Source organism: Flammeovirga pectinis, from assembly GCF_003970675.1.
GTDB classification, from domain to species: domain Bacteria; phylum Bacteroidota; class Bacteroidia; order Cytophagales; family Flammeovirgaceae; genus Flammeovirga; species Flammeovirga pectinis.
Genome location: NZ_CP034562.1, coordinates 5,060,452 through 5,079,713 on the forward strand (window position 1 = coordinate 5,060,452; position 19,262 = coordinate 5,079,713).

15 protein-coding genes are annotated in these 19,262 nt (G+C 31.7%); 6 read left to right on the forward strand and 9 right to left on the reverse strand.

What is annotated here, in order from left to right; translation table 11 throughout:
* Positions 1 to 79: 79 nt before the first annotated feature.
* Positions 80 to 3,238 carry a hypothetical protein gene (locus EI427_RS19945; RefSeq protein WP_126618051.1) on the reverse strand — a complete coding sequence of 1,053 codons (3,159 nt, stop codon included), beginning with the start codon at positions 3,236 to 3,238 and terminating at the stop codon, positions 80 to 82.
* Between the two features lie 87 nt (positions 3,239 to 3,325).
* Positions 3,326 to 4,894, reverse strand: a complete 1,569-nt coding sequence (locus tag EI427_RS19950; protein WP_126618053.1) for a DUF5723 family protein — start codon at positions 4,892 to 4,894, stop codon at positions 3,326 to 3,328.
* Between the two features lie 258 nt (positions 4,895 to 5,152).
* Here EI427_RS19950 and EI427_RS19955 point away from each other — a divergent pair, with 258 nt between their 5' ends.
* Both EI427_RS19955 and EI427_RS19960 read left to right on the forward strand, forming a co-directional pair.
* Entirely contained in the window at positions 5,153 to 6,814 is a 1,662-nt protein-coding gene (locus EI427_RS19955) for a S41 family peptidase (RefSeq protein ID WP_126618055.1), read from the forward strand.
* Positions 6,815 to 6,912: 98 nt separating this feature from the next.
* Positions 6,913 to 7,791, forward strand: a complete 879-nt coding sequence (locus tag EI427_RS19960) for a mechanosensitive ion channel family protein (RefSeq protein ID WP_126618057.1) — start codon at positions 6,913 to 6,915, stop codon at positions 7,789 to 7,791.
* On the opposite strand, the gene EI427_RS19965 is transcribed toward EI427_RS19960, so the two are convergent.
* The 4 genes from EI427_RS19965 to uvrA all read right to left on the reverse strand — a co-directional run bounded on the left by EI427_RS19965 (position 7,792) and on the right by uvrA (position 12,718).
* Positions 7,792 to 8,478, reverse strand: coding sequence for a spondin domain-containing protein (locus tag EI427_RS19965; protein ID WP_126618059.1), 687 nt, complete (start codon positions 8,476 to 8,478; stop codon positions 7,792 to 7,794).
* Positions 8,479 to 8,569: 91 nt separating this feature from the next.
* Positions 8,570 to 9,307, reverse strand: a complete 738-nt coding sequence (locus tag EI427_RS19970) for a segregation and condensation protein A (RefSeq protein ID WP_126618061.1) — start codon at positions 9,305 to 9,307, stop codon at positions 8,570 to 8,572.
* Positions 9,308 to 9,314: 7 nt separating this feature from the next.
* Positions 9,315 to 9,881, reverse strand: coding sequence for an alpha-ribazole phosphatase family protein (gene cobC, locus EI427_RS19975; RefSeq protein WP_126618063.1), 567 nt, complete (start codon positions 9,879 to 9,881; stop codon positions 9,315 to 9,317).
* 14 nt (positions 9,882 to 9,895) lie between these two features.
* The gene (gene uvrA, locus EI427_RS19980; RefSeq protein ID WP_126618065.1) at positions 9,896 to 12,718 is read right to left on the reverse strand and encodes an excinuclease ABC subunit UvrA; all 2,823 of its coding nucleotides are present in this window, start codon (positions 12,716 to 12,718) and stop codon (positions 9,896 to 9,898) included.
* Between the two features lie 377 nt (positions 12,719 to 13,095).
* Here uvrA and EI427_RS19985 point away from each other — a divergent pair, with 377 nt between their 5' ends.
* Positions 13,096 to 13,737: a lysophospholipid acyltransferase family protein gene (locus tag EI427_RS19985; RefSeq protein WP_170178553.1), complete on the forward strand. Its 642-nt coding sequence runs from the start codon at positions 13,096 to 13,098 to the stop codon at positions 13,735 to 13,737.
* 87 nt (positions 13,738 to 13,824) lie between these two features.
* A complete protein-coding gene (gatC, locus tag EI427_RS19990; RefSeq protein WP_126618069.1) occupies positions 13,825 to 14,112 on the forward strand; it encodes an Asp-tRNA(Asn)/Glu-tRNA(Gln) amidotransferase subunit GatC in 288 nt (95 codons plus the stop codon).
* Positions 14,113 to 14,174: 62 nt separating this feature from the next.
* Here the strand turns inward: gatC and EI427_RS19995 are convergent, their stop codons facing one another.
* On the reverse strand, positions 14,175 to 14,666 hold the full coding sequence (locus EI427_RS19995) for a hypothetical protein (protein WP_126618071.1): 492 nt from the start codon (positions 14,664 to 14,666) through the stop codon (positions 14,175 to 14,177).
* A gap of 173 nt (positions 14,667 to 14,839) precedes the next feature.
* On the reverse strand, positions 14,840 to 16,039 hold the full coding sequence (locus EI427_RS20000) for a murein hydrolase activator EnvC family protein (protein ID WP_126618073.1): 1,200 nt from the start codon (positions 16,037 to 16,039) through the stop codon (positions 14,840 to 14,842).
* A 171-nt stretch (positions 16,040 to 16,210) separates the two neighbouring features.
* Here EI427_RS20000 and EI427_RS20005 point away from each other — a divergent pair, with 171 nt between their 5' ends.
* Positions 16,211 to 17,152 carry a GNAT family N-acetyltransferase gene (locus tag EI427_RS20005; protein WP_126618075.1) on the forward strand — a complete coding sequence of 314 codons (942 nt, stop codon included), beginning with the start codon at positions 16,211 to 16,213 and terminating at the stop codon, positions 17,150 to 17,152.
* A gap of 69 nt (positions 17,153 to 17,221) precedes the next feature.
* Positions 17,222 to 17,731, forward strand: coding sequence for a DUF2480 family protein (locus EI427_RS20010; RefSeq protein WP_126618077.1), 510 nt, complete (start codon positions 17,222 to 17,224; stop codon positions 17,729 to 17,731).
* Positions 17,732 to 17,795: 64 nt separating this feature from the next.
* Here EI427_RS20010 and EI427_RS20015 read toward each other — a convergent pair whose 3' ends face one another.
* Complete coding sequence (locus EI427_RS20015; protein WP_126618079.1) at positions 17,796 to 19,241, reverse strand: hypothetical protein; 1,446 nt, start codon at positions 19,239 to 19,241, stop codon at positions 17,796 to 17,798.
* Positions 19,242 to 19,262 lie beyond the last annotated feature (21 nt).

The following is a 19,262-nucleotide window of genomic DNA, read 5'->3' on the forward strand; positions in this document are numbered from 1 at the left end:
TATACAATGATTGTAAACGAAAAAATCCTTTATTTTCATTTTACTGAAATAAAGGATTCTTATGCTAAATATATAAAGTCTACTTCACATTCTTATAGACTACAATATCTGTTTTTAAAGCTTTTGATATATTGCCATTTTCATCTTTAAAACGAACAAAGATGTTTTGTCGGCCTCGACCTGCTAATTTATATGGAACTTCTGATTTATAATTGATCCACTGAGCACCTGAAAAATTATCAGAACTAGATAACTGCATTTCTACCGTATCATCAGATACTTTAGTTTGGACAGTTACATTTTCAGTATCTGTTCCCGTAGCACCATTATTAATAGATAGCTTAAATAAGATAGGATGGTTAGTATCTAAAGTAATTTTAGAATGTAAAGATTCAGATTGAGTACCTGCTACATTTCTTACTTTTACATATACTTTTGCTTCTCCATCTCTATTTTCTAGTTTCCATTTCTTTGTATGTCTATAAGGTTCCCATGTGCAAGGGGCTGCAAAACTATAATCATTCGAAATTATCATTTCATCAGCATTCTCTGCTGTAATTTTTAATTGAACCTCAAGTTTATTTGTCATTAACTCATGGCTATTAATCACAATTTCTGATACAGTAGGTATTGTTCTATCTAGAGTGATTTTACCTCTTGCTTCAAAAGATTCATTTCCTGCATAATCATAGAATTTACCATAGATTACTTTATCTCCATCACCTTCAGTAAGCGTCCATTTTACTCTAGACCTATAATGCATCCATATTCCATCAGATAGATCAGGATTATTTGATAAGATCATATAGTCTGCTCCATTACAGATTGGATTAATAATTATTTGTCGGCTTTCACTTTTTGTATAAGCTTTGTTCTCATTAATAATAATCCTTGGTTGAGTAGGAGGGTCTCTATCCCAAATAATATTCTTCTTTATTATTCTTGTACTATTATCGTGATCATCTTTAAACTGGACATAAATTATTTTTTTGCCCTCGTCACCTTTTAATGCATAATTATAATGTTCAGTAAAAGGTACCCATTCAGAATTTTGCCATGTTGGATTATCTGCTATTCGCATAAAATATGCTGAATCGGCATACATTTCCATATCAAGAGCAACATCTCTAATGAAAGTATAATTTCGAGGTGTTGCTATTTGTCCTGTTGATTCTGGAACATTGATTTTAACATGTAAATTCTGAGGAGAAGTTGCATCAAAGTAAATTTCTTTACTTAATGGTTCTGATATATTACCTGCAAAATCTTTAAAACGGATATATAATGTTCTGTATCCAATAGGCCCTCCTTTAACACTCATGCCGTAAAAGGTTGGAAGCTCTGTATAAGGTTTCCATGAGGCGGAGTAAAACGTAGAATCTTCTGTGAGTTGCATCGCAACAGCATCTTCTGCTTTTACAGTAACAGTGTAGTCTTTTGTATAGTAAATACGAGACTCTGTAGGTAGCACTTTTAAGTTAAACTGTGCATTGAATGGAGGTGTTTTATCCCAATTAATTTTATCCTGTACAGAGATACTTTCTGTTTCTGTAGCTGTTTTAAACCTTGCATAGATAGTTTTTACTCCATCAGGATCATTTAAAAAATAAGTAAGACGATTTGTATAATCGATCCATTCGCCATCACTGAAATTTGGATCAGAGCTGACCATCATTTTTGTTGCATTCAAACAAAATAAAGAAAGCATTACTTTGCCATCTTGCGTAGTGTTATATTCTTTGTTATTATCAATTGTAATTCTAGGGCTTAGAGGTCTTATTTCTTGATAAATTGTAGTTTCAGATATTTCTGATAAGTTTCTAGCCCTATCTCTAAACTGAACTTTTACTTTATAATCACCTCCACGAGTCCCTAAAAATATTTTCATAGGTTTTGTTGAGTATTCCCTCCAATGCGCTCTATCAAAATTTTCTTCTAAAGCAATTCTCATCATAAGGGCATCATCAGCTGTTGCTCTTACTATAATTTCAGAATCTTTAGTTTTAGTGATGTCTCCTTTAATAAATATTTGACCATTTGTTGGTGGGTCTTTATCATATTGAATTGAAGCCTTAATAGGTAATGATTGGTTTTTAGCACGATCTCTATAAGATACCCAAACATCTCTAATTCCTGTATCTCCTTCCTTTAGTTTCCAAATTTTAATTTTTGAAATAGGTTCCCAATCACTAGCAGTATCAAATTCTTTATCATTTGCAATACGCATTTCTACAGCCTCTGTAGCATGTAATTGTAAAGTTACATTTAATGATTTGGTATATTCATCTCCATCATTTATTGCTATTCTGGGATTGATAGGAGGTTTAGTATCAACATAAATAGATGTATATATTGTTGAAGATTCATTACCTGCTTTATCTCTAAACCGAATATAGACTCTTTTATAACCTTCAAAGATATCATCTTCCATTACCCAATCGTCTAGGTAATCAGTATATCTTCTCCATTTATGCCCATAGAAATTCATGCTGTTACTGATCTTCATATATTCAGCACCGTCAGCCATCATTTCTAAGCCAACATTCCTATTATGTTGATTAACATAAGTAATATTTTTTTCTTTATCTACAACAGCAAATTCTGGGAGAATTTCTATTGATTTAGGTTTTGGAGCTTTACTATCTAATTTTATATGATCGGTGTATACTTTGGTTTCATTCCCAGCAGTATCTTTAAATTTTACATAAATCTTTTTTATTCCATCTCCTGAAGGTAATAACCAAGAGTGAACATGCTTTCTAAAAGGAACCCAATCGTTTCTATTAAAAACAGTTGAATTACTAATATTCATCCAAGTGGCTCCTTCACATTTTAAGTCTATTTCTACTTTTCTATATTTAGTATAATTACCTCTAGAAAAATTTACTCTACCTCTATTAGAAGGAGGTTTTGTATCTAAAATTGTATAGGCAACAAAAGTATCTGTGATTGTACCATCTCTAAGTTGAAATTTTACAAAGACTTCTTTTTCACCATCACCTTCAGGTAACTTAAAAAAATATGTTTTTTGATAATTAATCCAATCTGCTCCATAAAAGTCAAAATTATCGCTGACTTTCATTTTATAAGCATCTGAAATATTAATGTTTAACTGTACCTCTTGTTTATTTGTTAATTCTCCTTCATAAATAGATACACCCATTTGTGCAAAACTATTTTGAAGTGAAAATATAAGAATAAAGAAAAAGGAAAATATATAATAAAATCTTTGTGTCATAACCTCAAGGTATCTTTAGAAGGTACTACTGCAAATATTGGGCAATAAAGTTAGAAGTGGAATAGGCTGAGGTGTTATCTTTAAAAACTATATTTTGAAACGTAAGAATCCTCCCGCAATAGAAATTGTACTACCATCTGTATTTTGAGAGAAATACGATAATACATCATGTGTAGAAATACCAGCTTCGTAGCCACCTTTTCTAGCAAAATATGTAATTCCTAATGGGATATTAATGTTCTCATCGTTACCTCCAAAGTTTAATCCTGAAGAGAAAGAAAATAATTTAAAAGGCTTAAAATCTCCACCAATTGCATAGAAAGGGTTTTCTAAATTGCCAGCAGCATCATTCTGGGGTAGAACGACATCAACTCCAACATGTACAAGTCTGAAAAATTCATAACTAGCACCAATACGTACAACAGTTGGTAAATCTACAGTTTCGTCTACAGTTTTTGTTTCCCAATCTAATGGAGAATTTGTACCTGCAAATTGGAAAGCACTTTGATCATTAATTAGGAAGTTGTAATTATCTAATCCTTGTCCGCTTATAGATGCTAAATCTCCATCATTGATAGAGTATACATCTCCTGACCAAGTCATTTTACCAAAGTTTGATATAGAGGCCCCGATTCTAAGTTTTCTTTTAATCACGAATGTAACACCCGCATCTAACCCCCAACCATGTCCTGCTGGTTCTGGATTAATAATTTTTTGTCCCATTGATCTATTATCAGCATCTAATGGACCGTTTGAAGATGTATTGCTTAAACTTGTAGCAGAAAGGACATCTTGTGGATTTACAAATGAAGATGAAAATATAGGGCTATTCCATGTACCTGTTTGATCTACTTCGAAATCTAGAATTAATAGACCTTGTAAATATCTTGCACCAATACCTCCATAAATTTGAAGATCGTAGGTTTCTAAAAGTTGTGCACCCCAAGAAGCGTTATATTCTCTGACCCAAGTAGATTTAGCACTTGTACCACTAAGTACTTCGCTATAAGATTTTGCATCGTCAGGGTTTTCAAACTGCCCTCCAATAACTTGGTTACGTTGTTCTTCTGTTAAATCACCTGATCCTGTATGTCTAGGATTATCGATAATATCACCGTTAGCCATTTTTAATTTAGGAAAATAGCTACTTGCAGCACCAAAAAACATTATTTCAGCAGCAAATTCATTTGTAGTAGTACGTGTGTGAATATTATCTCTGATATTAACGGCAACACCACCCCATTTTTTAGGGAGTTTCATACTAGCACCAAATAACATTACACTAGCATCTACTGTTGTAGTTTTATCACTAAATTTTTTTACAGCATCATTTTTCTGATCAGTATTAAATCTAGTAGTCTTATAATCTGTAATTGAATTTAATAATTCACTGGTACTAATTGCTTCTGAAGAGAAAGAAACATTAGCCTCCATCAAACCAAAAGTAAATTTAGGATCTCTATAATTTTTTGTAATACCTAAGTTCGCAGGGTTGATACCAATACTTTGGTAATCGGTAACGAACGTAGTACCTACACCACCTCTACCTGTAACAGAATAGACACTTCCTTCCATTTGGGCAAAAACGTCTGAAGGTAGTATAAACAAAAAAGTTGAAATACATATATATATAACTACTGAAGTATAGGTTTTCATATCAGTTTGAAGATAGTTTTTTGGTATCATTTATTTGAAAGTGCAATATGAAGAATGTTTACCAATATGTTAAGAAACGTAAATATAACTAATCCTCCAATTTTTCTCTAAGAAATATGAAAATAAGTAAGTAATTCTTAAATTAAATTAGTTATTCGTTTTGCTGTAAATTTGATTAAAATTGTCTTACTTTTATATATAGCATGAGGAATTCACGAAATAATGCTACTTTCCACGTCCTAAATTAGTTGTCAAAATATGAATAAAAGTAAAAAACTTTTTTTATTAGCCTTAGTAAGTTCGCTATCAATATTGTTCTTTTCATTCTCTAGTGAGAAGGTAAGTAATCATTATTTTGAGATTGCTAAAAACATGAAAATATTTGCTCAATTATACCAAGAAGTAAATACTTATTATGTGGATGATGTAAATCCAACCGAAATGATGACGACTGGTATTGAAGCCATGTTAGCAACATTAGACCCATACACAAATTATATTCCTGAAGATCGTATCGAAGATTTTAGAACGATGACAACAGGAGAATATGGTGGGTTAGGTGTAGTTGTTGGTAACAGAGATGGAGATATTACAGTAATTCTACCTAACGAAGGATATCCTGCTTATGATGCAGGTCTACAGATTGGAGATATTATCGAAAAAGTTGATGGAACTGATATTCATGATAAAAATACACATGAGATTAGTAAATACCTGAAAGGACAAGCTGGAAGTGAAGTTGTCTTAACAATAAAAAGATATGGTGTAGATCAGCCTTTTGATGTTAATGTAAAGCGTGAAAAAATCCAAATTAATAATGTACCATATTACGGTATGGTTAAAGACGATATTGGATTAATTCAGTTGTCTGATTTTACACGAAATGCAAGTACAGAAGTTGCAGATGCTGTTTCTGAATTAAAAGATAGAGGAGCCAAAAAAATCATTCTTGATTTACGTGGTAACCCAGGTGGATTATTAAATGAAGCAGTAAATATTGTCAACTTATTTGTACCTAAAGGTTCTGATGTAGTATATACAAAAGGGCGTATTGAGGATTGGAACAAAACATACAAAGCATTAAATGCACCATTAGATACTGAAATTCCGATGGCAGTATTAATTAATGGAGGTAGTGCTTCTGCAGCAGAAATTGTTTCTGGATCAATTCAAGATTATGATAGAGGGGTATTATTAGGCTCTCGTTCTTTTGGTAAAGGTTTAGTACAAGCTACAAGACCTTTAGATTACAATTCAAGATTAAAAGTGACAGTTGCTAAATACTACATTCCAAGTGGACGTTGTATTCAAGCAATTGATTATAGCCATAGAGATGAAGATGGAGAAGCTATTGTTGTTGCGGATTCTTTGAGAGAAAAATTTAAAACAGCAAATGGAAGAGAAGTTTTAGATGGAGGTGGAGTTGCTCCAGATATTAAAGTAAAACCATTTAATTTTGCTCAAATCTCGGTTAGTTTAATACTTAAAGGTTTAATCTTTGACTATGCTACTAAATTCCACCATGACAATAAGACTATTGTAGCAGCAAGAGATTTTAATTTATCAGATGCTCAATTTGAAGATTTTGTTAATTGGCTTAAGGATAAAGATTATGGTTATCAGACTAAGGTTGAAGTAACCATGGAAGATCTTGAAGAAAGTGCTAAGAAAGATAAATATTATGATGACATTCAAGCAGAAATCAATGCATTAAAGAAGAAGATTTATCATAATAAAGAATCTGATGTAATTAAGTTTAAATCAGAAATTAGAGATGTGTTAGAAGCAGAAATTTGTAAAAGGTATTATCTAGAAGCTGGAGAGATTGAATCTACATTTACAGCAGACTTAGATGTTATTGAAGCAGTTAATGTTTTAAACGACTCAGAAAGATATAATAAAATTTTATTAGGGAATTAATTTAATAGAATCCCAATAAGATCTTCAAAAGACTACCAATTTTGGTAGTCTTTTGTTATTTTAGGTATATCCTCTCTTAATTTATACTTAAATAACCCATGGAAGAATTAACTAATAATAATTTTATTGATACGCTAATACGTATTTTCACTTATCAATTTCATATTGGACAAAAGGTATTTACCCCACTTTCTATTCTCGGATTGTTCTTAATGTTTATCTCTGTTTTTGTCTTCGCAAAAAAAATGAGAAACTTCTTAGTAAATACTGTTTTACCAAAGTATGGCTTAGATGAATCTGTGAGTTATAATATTGGAACTATATTTAGATATTCATTTATAGTTATTGGTAGTACCATTGTCTTTCAGTCATCAGGTTTAAACTTAAGTTCTCTTCAAGTTCTAATAGGAGCTTTAGGTGTAGGTATTGGCTTTGGTTTACAAACAATTGCAGACAATTTTATTTCAGGTATAATTATCTTATTTGATCAGCCTATAAAAGTAGGAGATATGATTGAAGTAGATGAAGTAAGTGGAAAAGTAGTTGAAATTTCAGCAAGATCATCAACCATACTTACTAATGATAATATCACTATTATTGTTCCTAACTCTCAATTTATTTCTAACAAAGTAATCAACTGGAGCCATAATGAAAAGTTAGTCAGACTTAAAATTCCAATTGGTGTATCTTATAATGAAGATCCTAAGGAGGTAAGAAGAATTACTCTAGATGTTGTCAGTCAAATAGATGGTATTTTAAGTAACCCTGATCCTGATTTAATTTTTACAGAATGGGGCGACAACTCTATTAACTTCACATTAAATATTTGGACTGTAAAATATTATTCACGCCCAGGTACTTTAAAAAGTATGATTTTATACGAATTATTTGAGCGTTTTAATAAAGAAGGTATATCCATCCCATTCCCACAAAGAGACCTTAACATGGGAACAGGGTGGGATGTATTAAAACCTTAATTATTGTTTTTCAAAAGTAAATGTAGTGAGTGGTGGAGTGACTTCAGTTCCATTCCCTAAAGGTGCTTCTGTGATTACTGAAATCACTTTGGCAGGGATTGTTGGTGAATTAGGAGACTTAAAAGTTACCCCACTGTCCGTTCCTGCATCATAATGAATAGGAGTAACCTCAAGTTTTTCGATCCATTCATCATTACTTTTTAGTAGGTTTACTCCTTCTATAGCCACATACCAATCTGGGCTTGGAGCAATCATAGAAACAAGGCTAACTAAAGGATAATCTTTTACTAAAGTGATGGTAAATTGAATGGAAGAACTTCCTGTAGAAAGTCCACCTTCACTAATTAGATGATTGGCTAGATTATTATCAATAATAGCATTAATCTCATCGGTTAGAGGATCTTTACCTCCTGTTTCTGCCATTACTTTGATACCTTCCGATGCAAAACTTCCATTTTCGAAAAGTGATGTATCCTTATTATGGCTCATGCCTATAACACCTGAAAAGTGGCTGTTATCAGGATATTCAATTGGATGACTTGAACCGGTCCATTGTCCATTATATGTAACAAGGTATGTTACACTATCTGATGGAGTAGTAACTGTAGGCTCATCGTCGTTAGTAGAACAAGATATTAGGTTTATCAGGAAAGCAGCTAGTAGAAATGTTAAAGTAGATGTTTTCATAATGTAAAATAGCTAGTGAGAAATCTTTAAGATACCGTAAATATAGCTTGAGTACATTTATTAAAGTGTGAAGTAGGTCACAGATGGGGTTTTATTTTAAAATTCTTTTAATATCAAAGTTATTAAAACCTTCATGAACCACTATTGTAATCCTATTTTGGGATAAAAGTTCTAGTACTGCAAGAAAGTTAAATACGATAGAAACATTATTAAAATCAGTCATAATTAATTCCATAAAACTAAATTCTTCTTTAGATTTTAAGGTTTCAATAATATGATCTTGTCTATCTTCTTGAGAATAGGGATAAGGAATTACTTGATGTCTTGGAATATTATTTTTATCATCTACTTTTTTCATAGCAGATTGATAAAATTTTAAGAGCTTAAATAAATCAATATTTTGAAGTTCAGTTTCTACACCAATATCTTCTTCTATTGAAGCAACTTCTATTGGTAGGTTTCCTCTTTTTTCTCGGTCTAACATATCTGCTTCCCACTCTTCTAAAGTGTTTAGAACAGATTTATACTTCATATATTCTAATAGATGTTTAACAAGTTCATCACGAGGGTCAATATCATTACCTTCTTCATCTTTTTCAATACGAGGTAAAAGCATTTTAGCCTTAATTCTCATCAATGTAGAAGCTACAACTATAAAATCACTTGCAAGCTCAATGTTCAATCTTTCCATATCAGACATATATTCCATAAAATCATTTGTAATTTTATAGATAGGAATATCATGTATGTCTAATTCATCTCTTTGGATAAAAAATAGAAGAAGGTCAAAAGGCCCTTCAAAAACAGGTAAGTTGATTTCGAAGCTCATCTTATTCTTAAATATGAATTTTCACCAGACCTTCTTCGGTCATTGTTAACTTAATTACTTTCCCAAAATCAAATTGGAAACGAAATATATTTTTCAAAGGCATTTCTAAAAAATGAGAAAGTATAATTCTCATTACAACACCATGAGTTACTATTGCTATTTGATCTCCCTCTTTATATTCAATCCTATCTTGCCAAAAAGATCTAACTCTAGTTTGTACATCCATTAGCGATTCTCCATTTGGAGCTGGCTTATGATCAAAAACTTTAACCCACTCTTTAATATTACTTCTTAATTCAGAAAATTGATTCATTTCCCAATCACCGTAAAATATTTCTTTTAATCTGGGGTCTGGTAATTTTAGATCACCTGTTAATGATAGTGCTAATTTTTCGCAACGTAAAAGTGGACTATAGTAAATTGTATTGAATAAAGTATTATTTGTTTTATCCTTTATAGCATTTAGTTCGTCTTGGAAACTATCTACAATATCTAAGTCAGTTTGTCCATATAGAATTTTACTTGCATCAACATCTGGAGTGGTATGTCGAACAAGGTAGATTGTCATACTCATGTAAGAAGTTGTTTTTATGACGTCATTGCAGCCTTTAAATAATGGGCTGTATATCCTTTTCCGTTATTAATTAAATCTTCTGGGGTACCTTCAAAAACAATTGTACCTCCATCTTTTCCACCTTCAGGTCCAATATCGATTACCCAATCGGCAGTTTTAATAACTTCCACATTATGTTCGATGATGACAGCGGAATGTCCTTTTTCTACTAAAGCATTAATGGCTTTCATTAATTTATCAATATCATGGAAGTGAAGTCCAGTAGTAGGTTCATCAAAGATAAATAATACACGCTCAGATTCTTTTAAAGTTCCCTTAGCTAAGAAAGAAGCAAGTTTAACCCTTTGCGCTTCTCCACCACTTAATGTATTAGAAGATTGCCCTAAACGAACATAACCTAAACCTACATCAAGAAGTGGCTGTAATCTTTGAATAATTTTCTTTTGATCTGCAAAGAAACTTACAGCTTCATCAACGCTTAGATCTAAAATATCAGAAATACTTTTCTCTTTATATTTAACTTCAAGAATTTCATTTTTAAAACGCTTTCCTTTACAACTTTCACAAGGGAGATATATATCTGCCATAAATTGCATTTCTATCTTAGAAGTACCTTCACCTTGACAAGCTTCACAGCGGCCTCCATCAACATTAAAAGAAAAGAATGCAGGTTTGTAACCTCTATGTACGGAAAGTTCATTTTTAGAAAATAACTCTCTTACAGCATCATATGCTTTAACATAAGTAACAGGGTTTGATCTAGATGATTTACCAATTGGGTTCTGGTCTACAAATTCAACTTTTGTAATTGCTTTTATAGCACCATCTATACGGTCGATTTTAGGTTTTTCATCTGTATGATGTCCCAATGCTCTTGTAATGGCAGGAGTTAAGCAACGCTTAATTAAAGTAGATTTTCCGGATCCTGAAACACCCGTTACACAACTTACAATACCTAAAGGAAATTTTACATTTAGATTTTGAAGGTTATTTTCACGAGCTCCAATTACTTCAATATAATCGGTCCATTTTCTGCGAACCTCTGGAGTAGGAATACTTGATTTACCACTTAAGTATCTTGTTGTATGAGAAATTTCAGGGTTATCTATAGCATCTTGTAGAGTACCTTGAAAACGAAGTTCACCACCATAACTACCTGCATCTGGTCCGATGTCAATAATTTCATCCGCAGCCTTCATTACCTCTTCCTCGTGTTCTACAACAATTACTGTATTGCCTAATCTTTTTAGTTCTAGTAATACAGCAATTAGATTTTGAGTATCTCTTGGATGTAATCCAATACTAGGCTCGTCTAAGATATACATAGAACCAACAAGAGCACTACCAAGTGATGTGGCTAATTTTATACGTTGATATTCTCCTCCAGATAATGTACTTGTTAATCTGTTTAATGTGAGGTATCCTAAACCAACTTTATTCATGTACTGAAGACGGTTTTTGATTTCGGCCAATAACCTATCTGCAATTTTATGATCATGCTTATTAAGTGTAATCTCATTAAAATAGACACTAGCCTCTGCTATTGGCATTAGTACAACATCAATAATAGATTTATCATTGATCTTTACATAAGCTGCATCTTTTCTAAGTCTAGAACCATGACATTCTGGACAAACAGTTCTTCCTCTGTAGCGAGAAAGCATTACTCTATATTGGATTTTATGGGTTTTAGATTCTAGGTGTTTAAAGAAAGCATTAATCCCTTTAAACTTCCCTAGTCCATTCCATAATATATTTTTTTCTTCTTCAGATAAATCCTTATAGGATCTAAAAATGGGAAAACCAGTTTCATGCGATGCATCTAAAAGTGGTTTTATCCATTTTTTCATTGTTTCAGTTCTCCATGGAACTATGGCATCATCTAAAACTGAAAGTGATTTATCTGGAATGACAAGATCAGCATCTATACCTAAAACTTTACCGAAACCTTCGCAGCGTTTACACGCACCATAAGGGTTGTTAAAACTGAATAAATTGACACTTGGTTCTTCAAATAGAATACCGTCTGCCTCGAATTTATCAGAAAATAAGTGAGATATCGGCTCCTTACCTTTCTGAACTATTTGAATACGACATTCCCCACGTCCTTCAAATAAAGCAGTTTGAATAGAATCTGCTATTCTAAATTGGTTTTCTTCATCACCTTTTTTGATAGCATTTCTATCTATTAGCATTTCGAGATCTCCTAAGGCAAATTTTTCACCTTTTTCAATATGCTCAAGTAGCTCCTCGATAAATAAAGTTTCGCCTTTCGCTATTACACGAGTGAATCCTTGTTGTAATAATAATTTTAGAACTACATCTAAAGTTCTACCTTCTTGTAGTGCAAGAGGTGAAGAAACGATAAAGCGAGTTCCTTCATCAAAATCATGAATATAATTTACAATATCAGTTACAGTAGATTTACTAACTTCTTTACCAGATACAGGAGAATATGTTTTTCCAATTCTAGCATATAAGAGTTTTAGATAATCGTAAATCTCTGTTGTTGTTCCTACTGTTGATCTAGGATTTTTTGTAGATACTTTTTGTTCTACAGCAATGGCAGGGCAAATACCTCTAATATATTCTACCTCTGGTTTTTCCATTCGCCCAAGAAATTGACGTGCATATGAACTCAAACTTTCCACATACATTCGTTGCCCTTCGGCAAATAAAGTATCAAAGGCTAAAGATGATTTACCAGATCCGGAAACACCTGTTATAACAACAAAACTATTTCTAGGGATAGATACGTCAACATTTTTTAAATTATTGACACGGGCACCTTTAACTATAATGTATTCTTTTGGGTTGAGTTGATCTACTGAGCGCATATAAACGGTCTAATGTGAACTACAAAAACAGATTATAAAATTAGCAATTCACTCGCATTAATTGTCATGTAATTGATAAAATTTAGATAAGTAGGCGTTAAAATCATGAAGTTATACAATGAAGCAGAAAATAAATATCATCTTCATGGTACAATTTTTATTGTTCTTACTTATCAATTTGAATTGAGCAATGCTTAACTTTGTATCTGATTTTGTTTAAAATAAGGATACTTAGAAGTCAGGCATCCTTTAAAAATAGATTATAAATGACTTTTATTCTTAGACTTTACATGGTGTATGGGGTGTGCGTTTTTTCGCTTGGGTTACTAATACTCTACCCTTTATATATCATAATTATATTATCGCCAAATAAGCGATTGCTTAAGTTTTCCTACTATTTAAATAAATTATGGTCTACTTTAACTTACATTCTAATTTTTATTCCTGCTCGTATAGATTACAGAGCTAAGTTGTCTAAAGATCAGGCTTATGTCTTTGTGGCAAATCACTCTTCTTTTTTAGATATACCTGCAGTTCAGGTAGTTGTAAATCAAATGATAGTGTTTTTAGGTAAGAAAAGCTTAACTAAAATACCATTGTTTGGTTGGATGTTTAAGAATATACATATATGTGTAGATAGAGGGAATGCTGTAAAAACGGAGAAAATGTTTAGACAGTCTATTGATGCTTTAGATAAAGGTTTCTCTATTGGTGTATTTCCAGAAGGAACTCAAAATAGAAAACCACCAGTTTTACAAAAATTTAAGGATGGAGCTTTTATTATTGCAATTAGAGCCCAGAAGCCAGTTGTACCTGTCACTTTAGTTACAAATTGGAAAATATGGCCTGCTCTAGGACCTACTTTACATTGGCACCCTTTAATTTTAATTCAACATGAGCCTATATCAACTGAAGGTATGACATTGGATGATGTGAAAATGTTAAAGGAGAAAGTGAAAAATATTATTGAAGGGGAACTAATAAACCACTTAGGAGAAGCTTATACTAAAAAGAATTAATCTTTGAGTATATTGATCTTATATTACAATTTTTTTAAATTATTCACTTACTTTGTGTGAGTAGTGTAATTAATAGCTGCATATTTTATGATTATTGATAAGGAAAGCATCGAGAAGATTGCTCATTTATCTCGCTTAGAGCTAGATGAAACGAGTGAAGAAAAAATGCTGAAAAGCATGAATGAAATTGTGGAATGGGTAGCTAAACTTGAAGAAGTAGATACTGAAGGAGTAGCACCACTAACACACATGACAGATGAACAAAGTGTATGGCGTGAGGATATTGCTAAACACACATTAAGTCATGATGAAGGACTGAAAAATGCTCCAAAACATGATAAAGACTTTTTTAAAGTCCCTAAAGTTTTGGATTAAGTATACAAAAAAAGCCCGATGAATAATTTATTCATCGGGCTTTTTTACAATCAACTTCTTAATTATAAGTTATTGATTAATGGTAATTCTTGTGTCATGCTTAAATCAATTACAGTGTTTAATTGACTCATGATTTGAGAAAAACGAGCAGCTGTTTGAGTAGAAACTACTTTTTTCATCTGCTTGTAATATTTTTGATTTAATGTAATTTCTTGCTTATTCAATTTGAAGGCAATACTCATTAATTCATCTGTTCTTTTTGCATCAAGAGTTTCAAAGCTTTCAGCATATTCTTTTAATAAAGCATATTGCTCGTTAAGAATTTTACTTTGATCATATTCATATTTGTCATAAACAGGCCAAAAATGTTCAGCTTCTGCTTCTGATAAATTCATGTTTTCTTTTAGAACTCCTCTTTTTTCGGCTTTAATAAGGGTTTTGATAGTTTCAAAATCCATACTCTGACCTTGAACTTGAGTTGATAAAGAAGGAGATTGCGCGTAAAGACTGAAGCTTGCGAATAATGCAACTATCGTGATAATAAATTTTTTCATATTTTTTTATTGATTGTGTTCAAATTTGAACGTGAATTTTTTTGAAGAGTTCACTACTGGGTCTTAAAAAAAACTAATTTCCGTATAATTATCATTAAAAAGAAGCTGAAGCGATTTTTTATAAACATTCATTTACTAATTACCTCTTAAAGTTCTTAGGTACAACGACTTTTTTATTTTAAAGTTAACCACTGTTCTGGATCTAGTTTTTCTCCATTCATATTCCATATTTGAAATTGAATCTCGAAGAACCCATCAATATTTTTACCAGCTTTACCAATAAGTTTATTTTTAGAAATTACATCTCCTACATTTACTTTTACTGTTTCTAGTTTAGAGTATACAGTAAAATAGTCGCCATGTCTTAACATTACTACATTTTGTAAATTGGGTACTTTAGTTACAGCAGTAACAACGCCTTCAAATACACTTTTTACTTCTGCATTCTCATAAACTCTTAAATCTATACCATGGTTTTCTATTGTCACTCCACTTAATACTGGGTGAGGACGAATACCAAAATGATTAGTAATAACTGCATCTTTTACTGGCCAATTCAATTTACCTTTTATTTCAGAAAAGCGAACAGACGTATTTTTACTATTTATCTCAGGTTTTTTATTAGAAGTAGAGGTTGGCTCTTTTATGTCATCAAAATCAGTTGCTTTATTTTTCTTAACATTAGAAGTTAAAGCAAGCATTTGGCGTTGTAATTCAATAAGTGCCTTACGTTCTAATTTTAGTTTTTGAGCTAGTTCAACTTCTTTCTTCTTTAGATCAGTTACTACGAGTTCTTGTCGATCTTCTAATTTTTGAAGTGCTTTTAGTTGTGTGTTTTCTTCAACAAGTAGAGATGATTCTTCTTTATTTCTTGCTTCTAATTCAATTTTTTTACTCGCTAACAACTCTTGTGACCGTTCAATTTCTAGGATTTGTCTTTTACGAACTTCTTTATAATGTTCTAAATAATTGGCTCTACGGACAAACTGACTGAAATTATCACTAGAAAAAACATACGCTAGTTGTTGTAAATCGCCACCTGTTTTATAAACAGCATATACCAATTCAGCATACTCTTCTTTAAGAATACTAATTTTCTTTTGTAAAGAGTCTATACTATTACTAGCAGCAATAGCTTCTGATTGAGCCTTTTTAATTCTGGTTTTTATTTGACTCAAGAAATGTGCTCTCCCTTCAATTTGTGCTTCAATATCATTCAGCTCACTAAGAGAGGTTTCTTTTTTATCTTTAGTACTTTCTAGAATAGCTTCTGTTTTAGCCACTTGTTCTTTTGCTTTCTGAATTTCTTCTTGAGAAAAGACATTTGTACTAATAACAGTTATCCAAATAAGTAATATAATTCTCTTACTCATTATATATATTATAGATTTTCTTTTAAATGTACGGATAGAAAATAAAGGACAATACTTAATATTTATATTTAAAACGCTTTTTTCAAATGAATCCGTACTTTTGACTTACTATATTCATAAAATTAATGATATAGCTAAATAATTTAGATACTTCGAATAAGAAATTAACAATTGGGGAAAGAATTTATTATAAAACGATACTCTGAAGACGACAAAGACCGTTGGAATAATTTTAATGAAAGGTGTGTTCAACAACATTTTTTCTTTAATCGGAATTACATGGATTATCATAAAGAAAGGTTCTCTGATTTCAGTTTAATTATTGAAGATAAAAATAAGAATATATTAGCCCTCTTCCCTGCTAATTTATCTGATAATAAAATCTATTCACATCAAGGTTTAACTTTTGGAGGCTTACTTTATTTACCTCGAACTTTTGTACAAAAGGTAATAGATATTCTTTCATCAATAGAAGCATTTTATACTACTTTTTACATCGAAAAGATCATTTATAAAGCTATTCCACATATTTATAAAGTAGAACAAGCTGAAGAAGATTTATATGCTTTATTTAAAAATGGATGGAAATTAGTGAGGAGGGATTTTAGTTCATTAATTGTGTCTACTAAAGAATGGATACCAGACCGTTCACGACTTAAGAATAATAAGATCGCTATAAAAAATAATATTGAACTTAAAGAGTCAACTGATTTATTAAGCTTTTGGAACTTACTCTCTAATAATTTACAAGCAAGGCATGGAGTAAATCCTACTCATACTTTTGAAGAAATGCAGTTACTATCCGAATATTTTTCTAATAATATCAAATTAATAGGGGCTTTTTCTAATAATAAAATGTTAGCTGGAGCTGTTATTTTTCTAACGGATCATGTAATGAAAATTCAGTATTCGGTTAATTCAGATAAAGGCCGAAAGATAAAAGCATTAGATGCTCTTTTTACTGAACTTATTAAAATGAATCAAACCGATTTTCTAGATTTTGGTCATTCTTGTGAATCAAACGGAAGTTACCTTAATGAAGGTTTAGCGAGGTTTAAATATAATTTTAATGCAGAAGGGCTTGTATTTGATACCTACGAAAAATCTCTGTAGTATTTAAATCTTCAATAGCGTACTACTCAAATTCTTGGAGATAAGCAGATTACTTCTCAACTTTGTAGTATGGACGAAATAGTAAATAAAGTAGCACAGAGTGCTTTAATTTCTTTTGATCTTGAAGATTTAAAAAGAACTGAAGAGCGAGTGCTTTTAGATATAAAAGATCAACTCTTTCAGGGGTTAGTACTTAGAGAAAAAGATTTTAGAGGTTTTATCAAAGAACATGATTGGAAACAATATCAGGATAGTCATGTAGCTATAACTTGTTCTGTTGATGCTATTGTACCAACATGGGCATATATGCTTATAACAACTCGTTTAGAAAAATATGCCGCAACAATAGTTTTTGGTACTCTTGAAAGATTAGAACAAAAGTTATTCGAAAATTCTATTCGAGAATTAGATGTTGATCAGTTTAAAGATAAACCATTAGTTATTAAGGGCTGTAGCGAAGATGTTCCTGTATCTGCTTATGTTGATATTACTGAGCGCTTAAGACCTATTGTAAAATCGATTATGTATGGAGAACCTTGTAGTACGGTGCCCATCTATAAGCAACCACGTAAAAAATAAAAAATGGCTAACCTCTAAAAAGAATAAAGGTTAGCCATTTTTTTATATCGAATACCTGATTAAATCAGATTCTTAATTGCAATTGCATAACAAAAAGACCTGCGTTATCTGTTACTTTTAATTCTTGCTTAGCATTTTCCATGTATATTGGACGTAATGAATAAGCTGCTGTTACTTTTACATTCTGACCTATTATAGCCCAGTTTACACCATAATCACTTTGGAAAGATGCTTCGTCTAAACCTTCTAAATTCTTATAAGTAAAGGCTACAAACGGCTGTATCTTTTTTTCTGAATCATAAATTGTCTTAGGTAATGTATAGCCTATTTCTGTATGAAAAATGCTTCCAGTACCGTGAGAGAATTGAGCAAAACCAGGTCCTTGTGGAGGTGTTGTACCGTTAGGGTCACTAGCAGCGAATCCACCCAAAACATGCGAAGTTCTTAAATAATCATCACCATATTGATAGTTATAATAAACTGCATAAGCTGTTAAACCACCTTTACTATGACCTAATGGAGTACTTAAGAAAACATCTGCTGCAAATTTTGTAATATTATTTGTTTCCATTACAAAATCTCCATTTACATCTTCTTTATAAGTTCCTGTTCCCCCTGGTTGATATTGAAAACCAGCACCAATGTTAAAAACTCTTTTTTGTCCAAAGTAATTCATTTGGCTTGCTCCAGAAACAGATTGAGACTCTACATCCCAAAATTGCCAGAATAAATAGCCATTATAGTTATAGTTGGTTTGTTTTAAAAGATGAGTATCACCAACTTCAATTTGTCCATTGCTAGCAAAAGTTTCCATTTCAGCTTCGTTCATTGGTTTTCCACCATAACCAACAGTTCCAGCATCTGCACTAATAATTGGCTTATTGATAGAAAACTGATACCCTAATTTTTTTAAAGTAACACCTCTTACAAAAACACCCATCTGTCTTACAATTGCATCTGTTCTATTTACTTCTGGGAAATTAAAGCCTGGGTTGTCAAGAATAAGGTAGTTATTAGAACCAACTCTTGATAAACGAGAAAGTCCTTGCCAAAAGTGAATACCTCCACCAACGTAACTTTTATCTGCAATTTTCATTTGCCCCTGAAAGTCGTGCACATACACATTGTCATAAATTGACGAATATGTACCATCACTAGTAGCACCAAAATGAGCAAACAATAGGTATTTACCTTCAATATTAGCATAGAACATTGTTCTAATTCTACGCATAGCAAAATCACTAAAGTTATTAATAGGCTCTTGAGATAGCTTATTAATAGTTCCAGGGTTAGTTTCTCCAGCTCTCCACCACGTCTGAATACCAATTATTGTTTTAAAATAAGATGTTTTTTCTTTATTAAGATCTAAACGAAGACCACGCTTAAAAACATCAACACTTTTTTCGTATGATGTTTTCTCTTGTTTAATTTCAGTCTCTTGTTCTTCTTGTGCAAAAATTGATAATGAGATAAGAGTTAAAATTAATACAGATAATAATTTTTTATTCATGTAATGATAGAGTTCAATAAT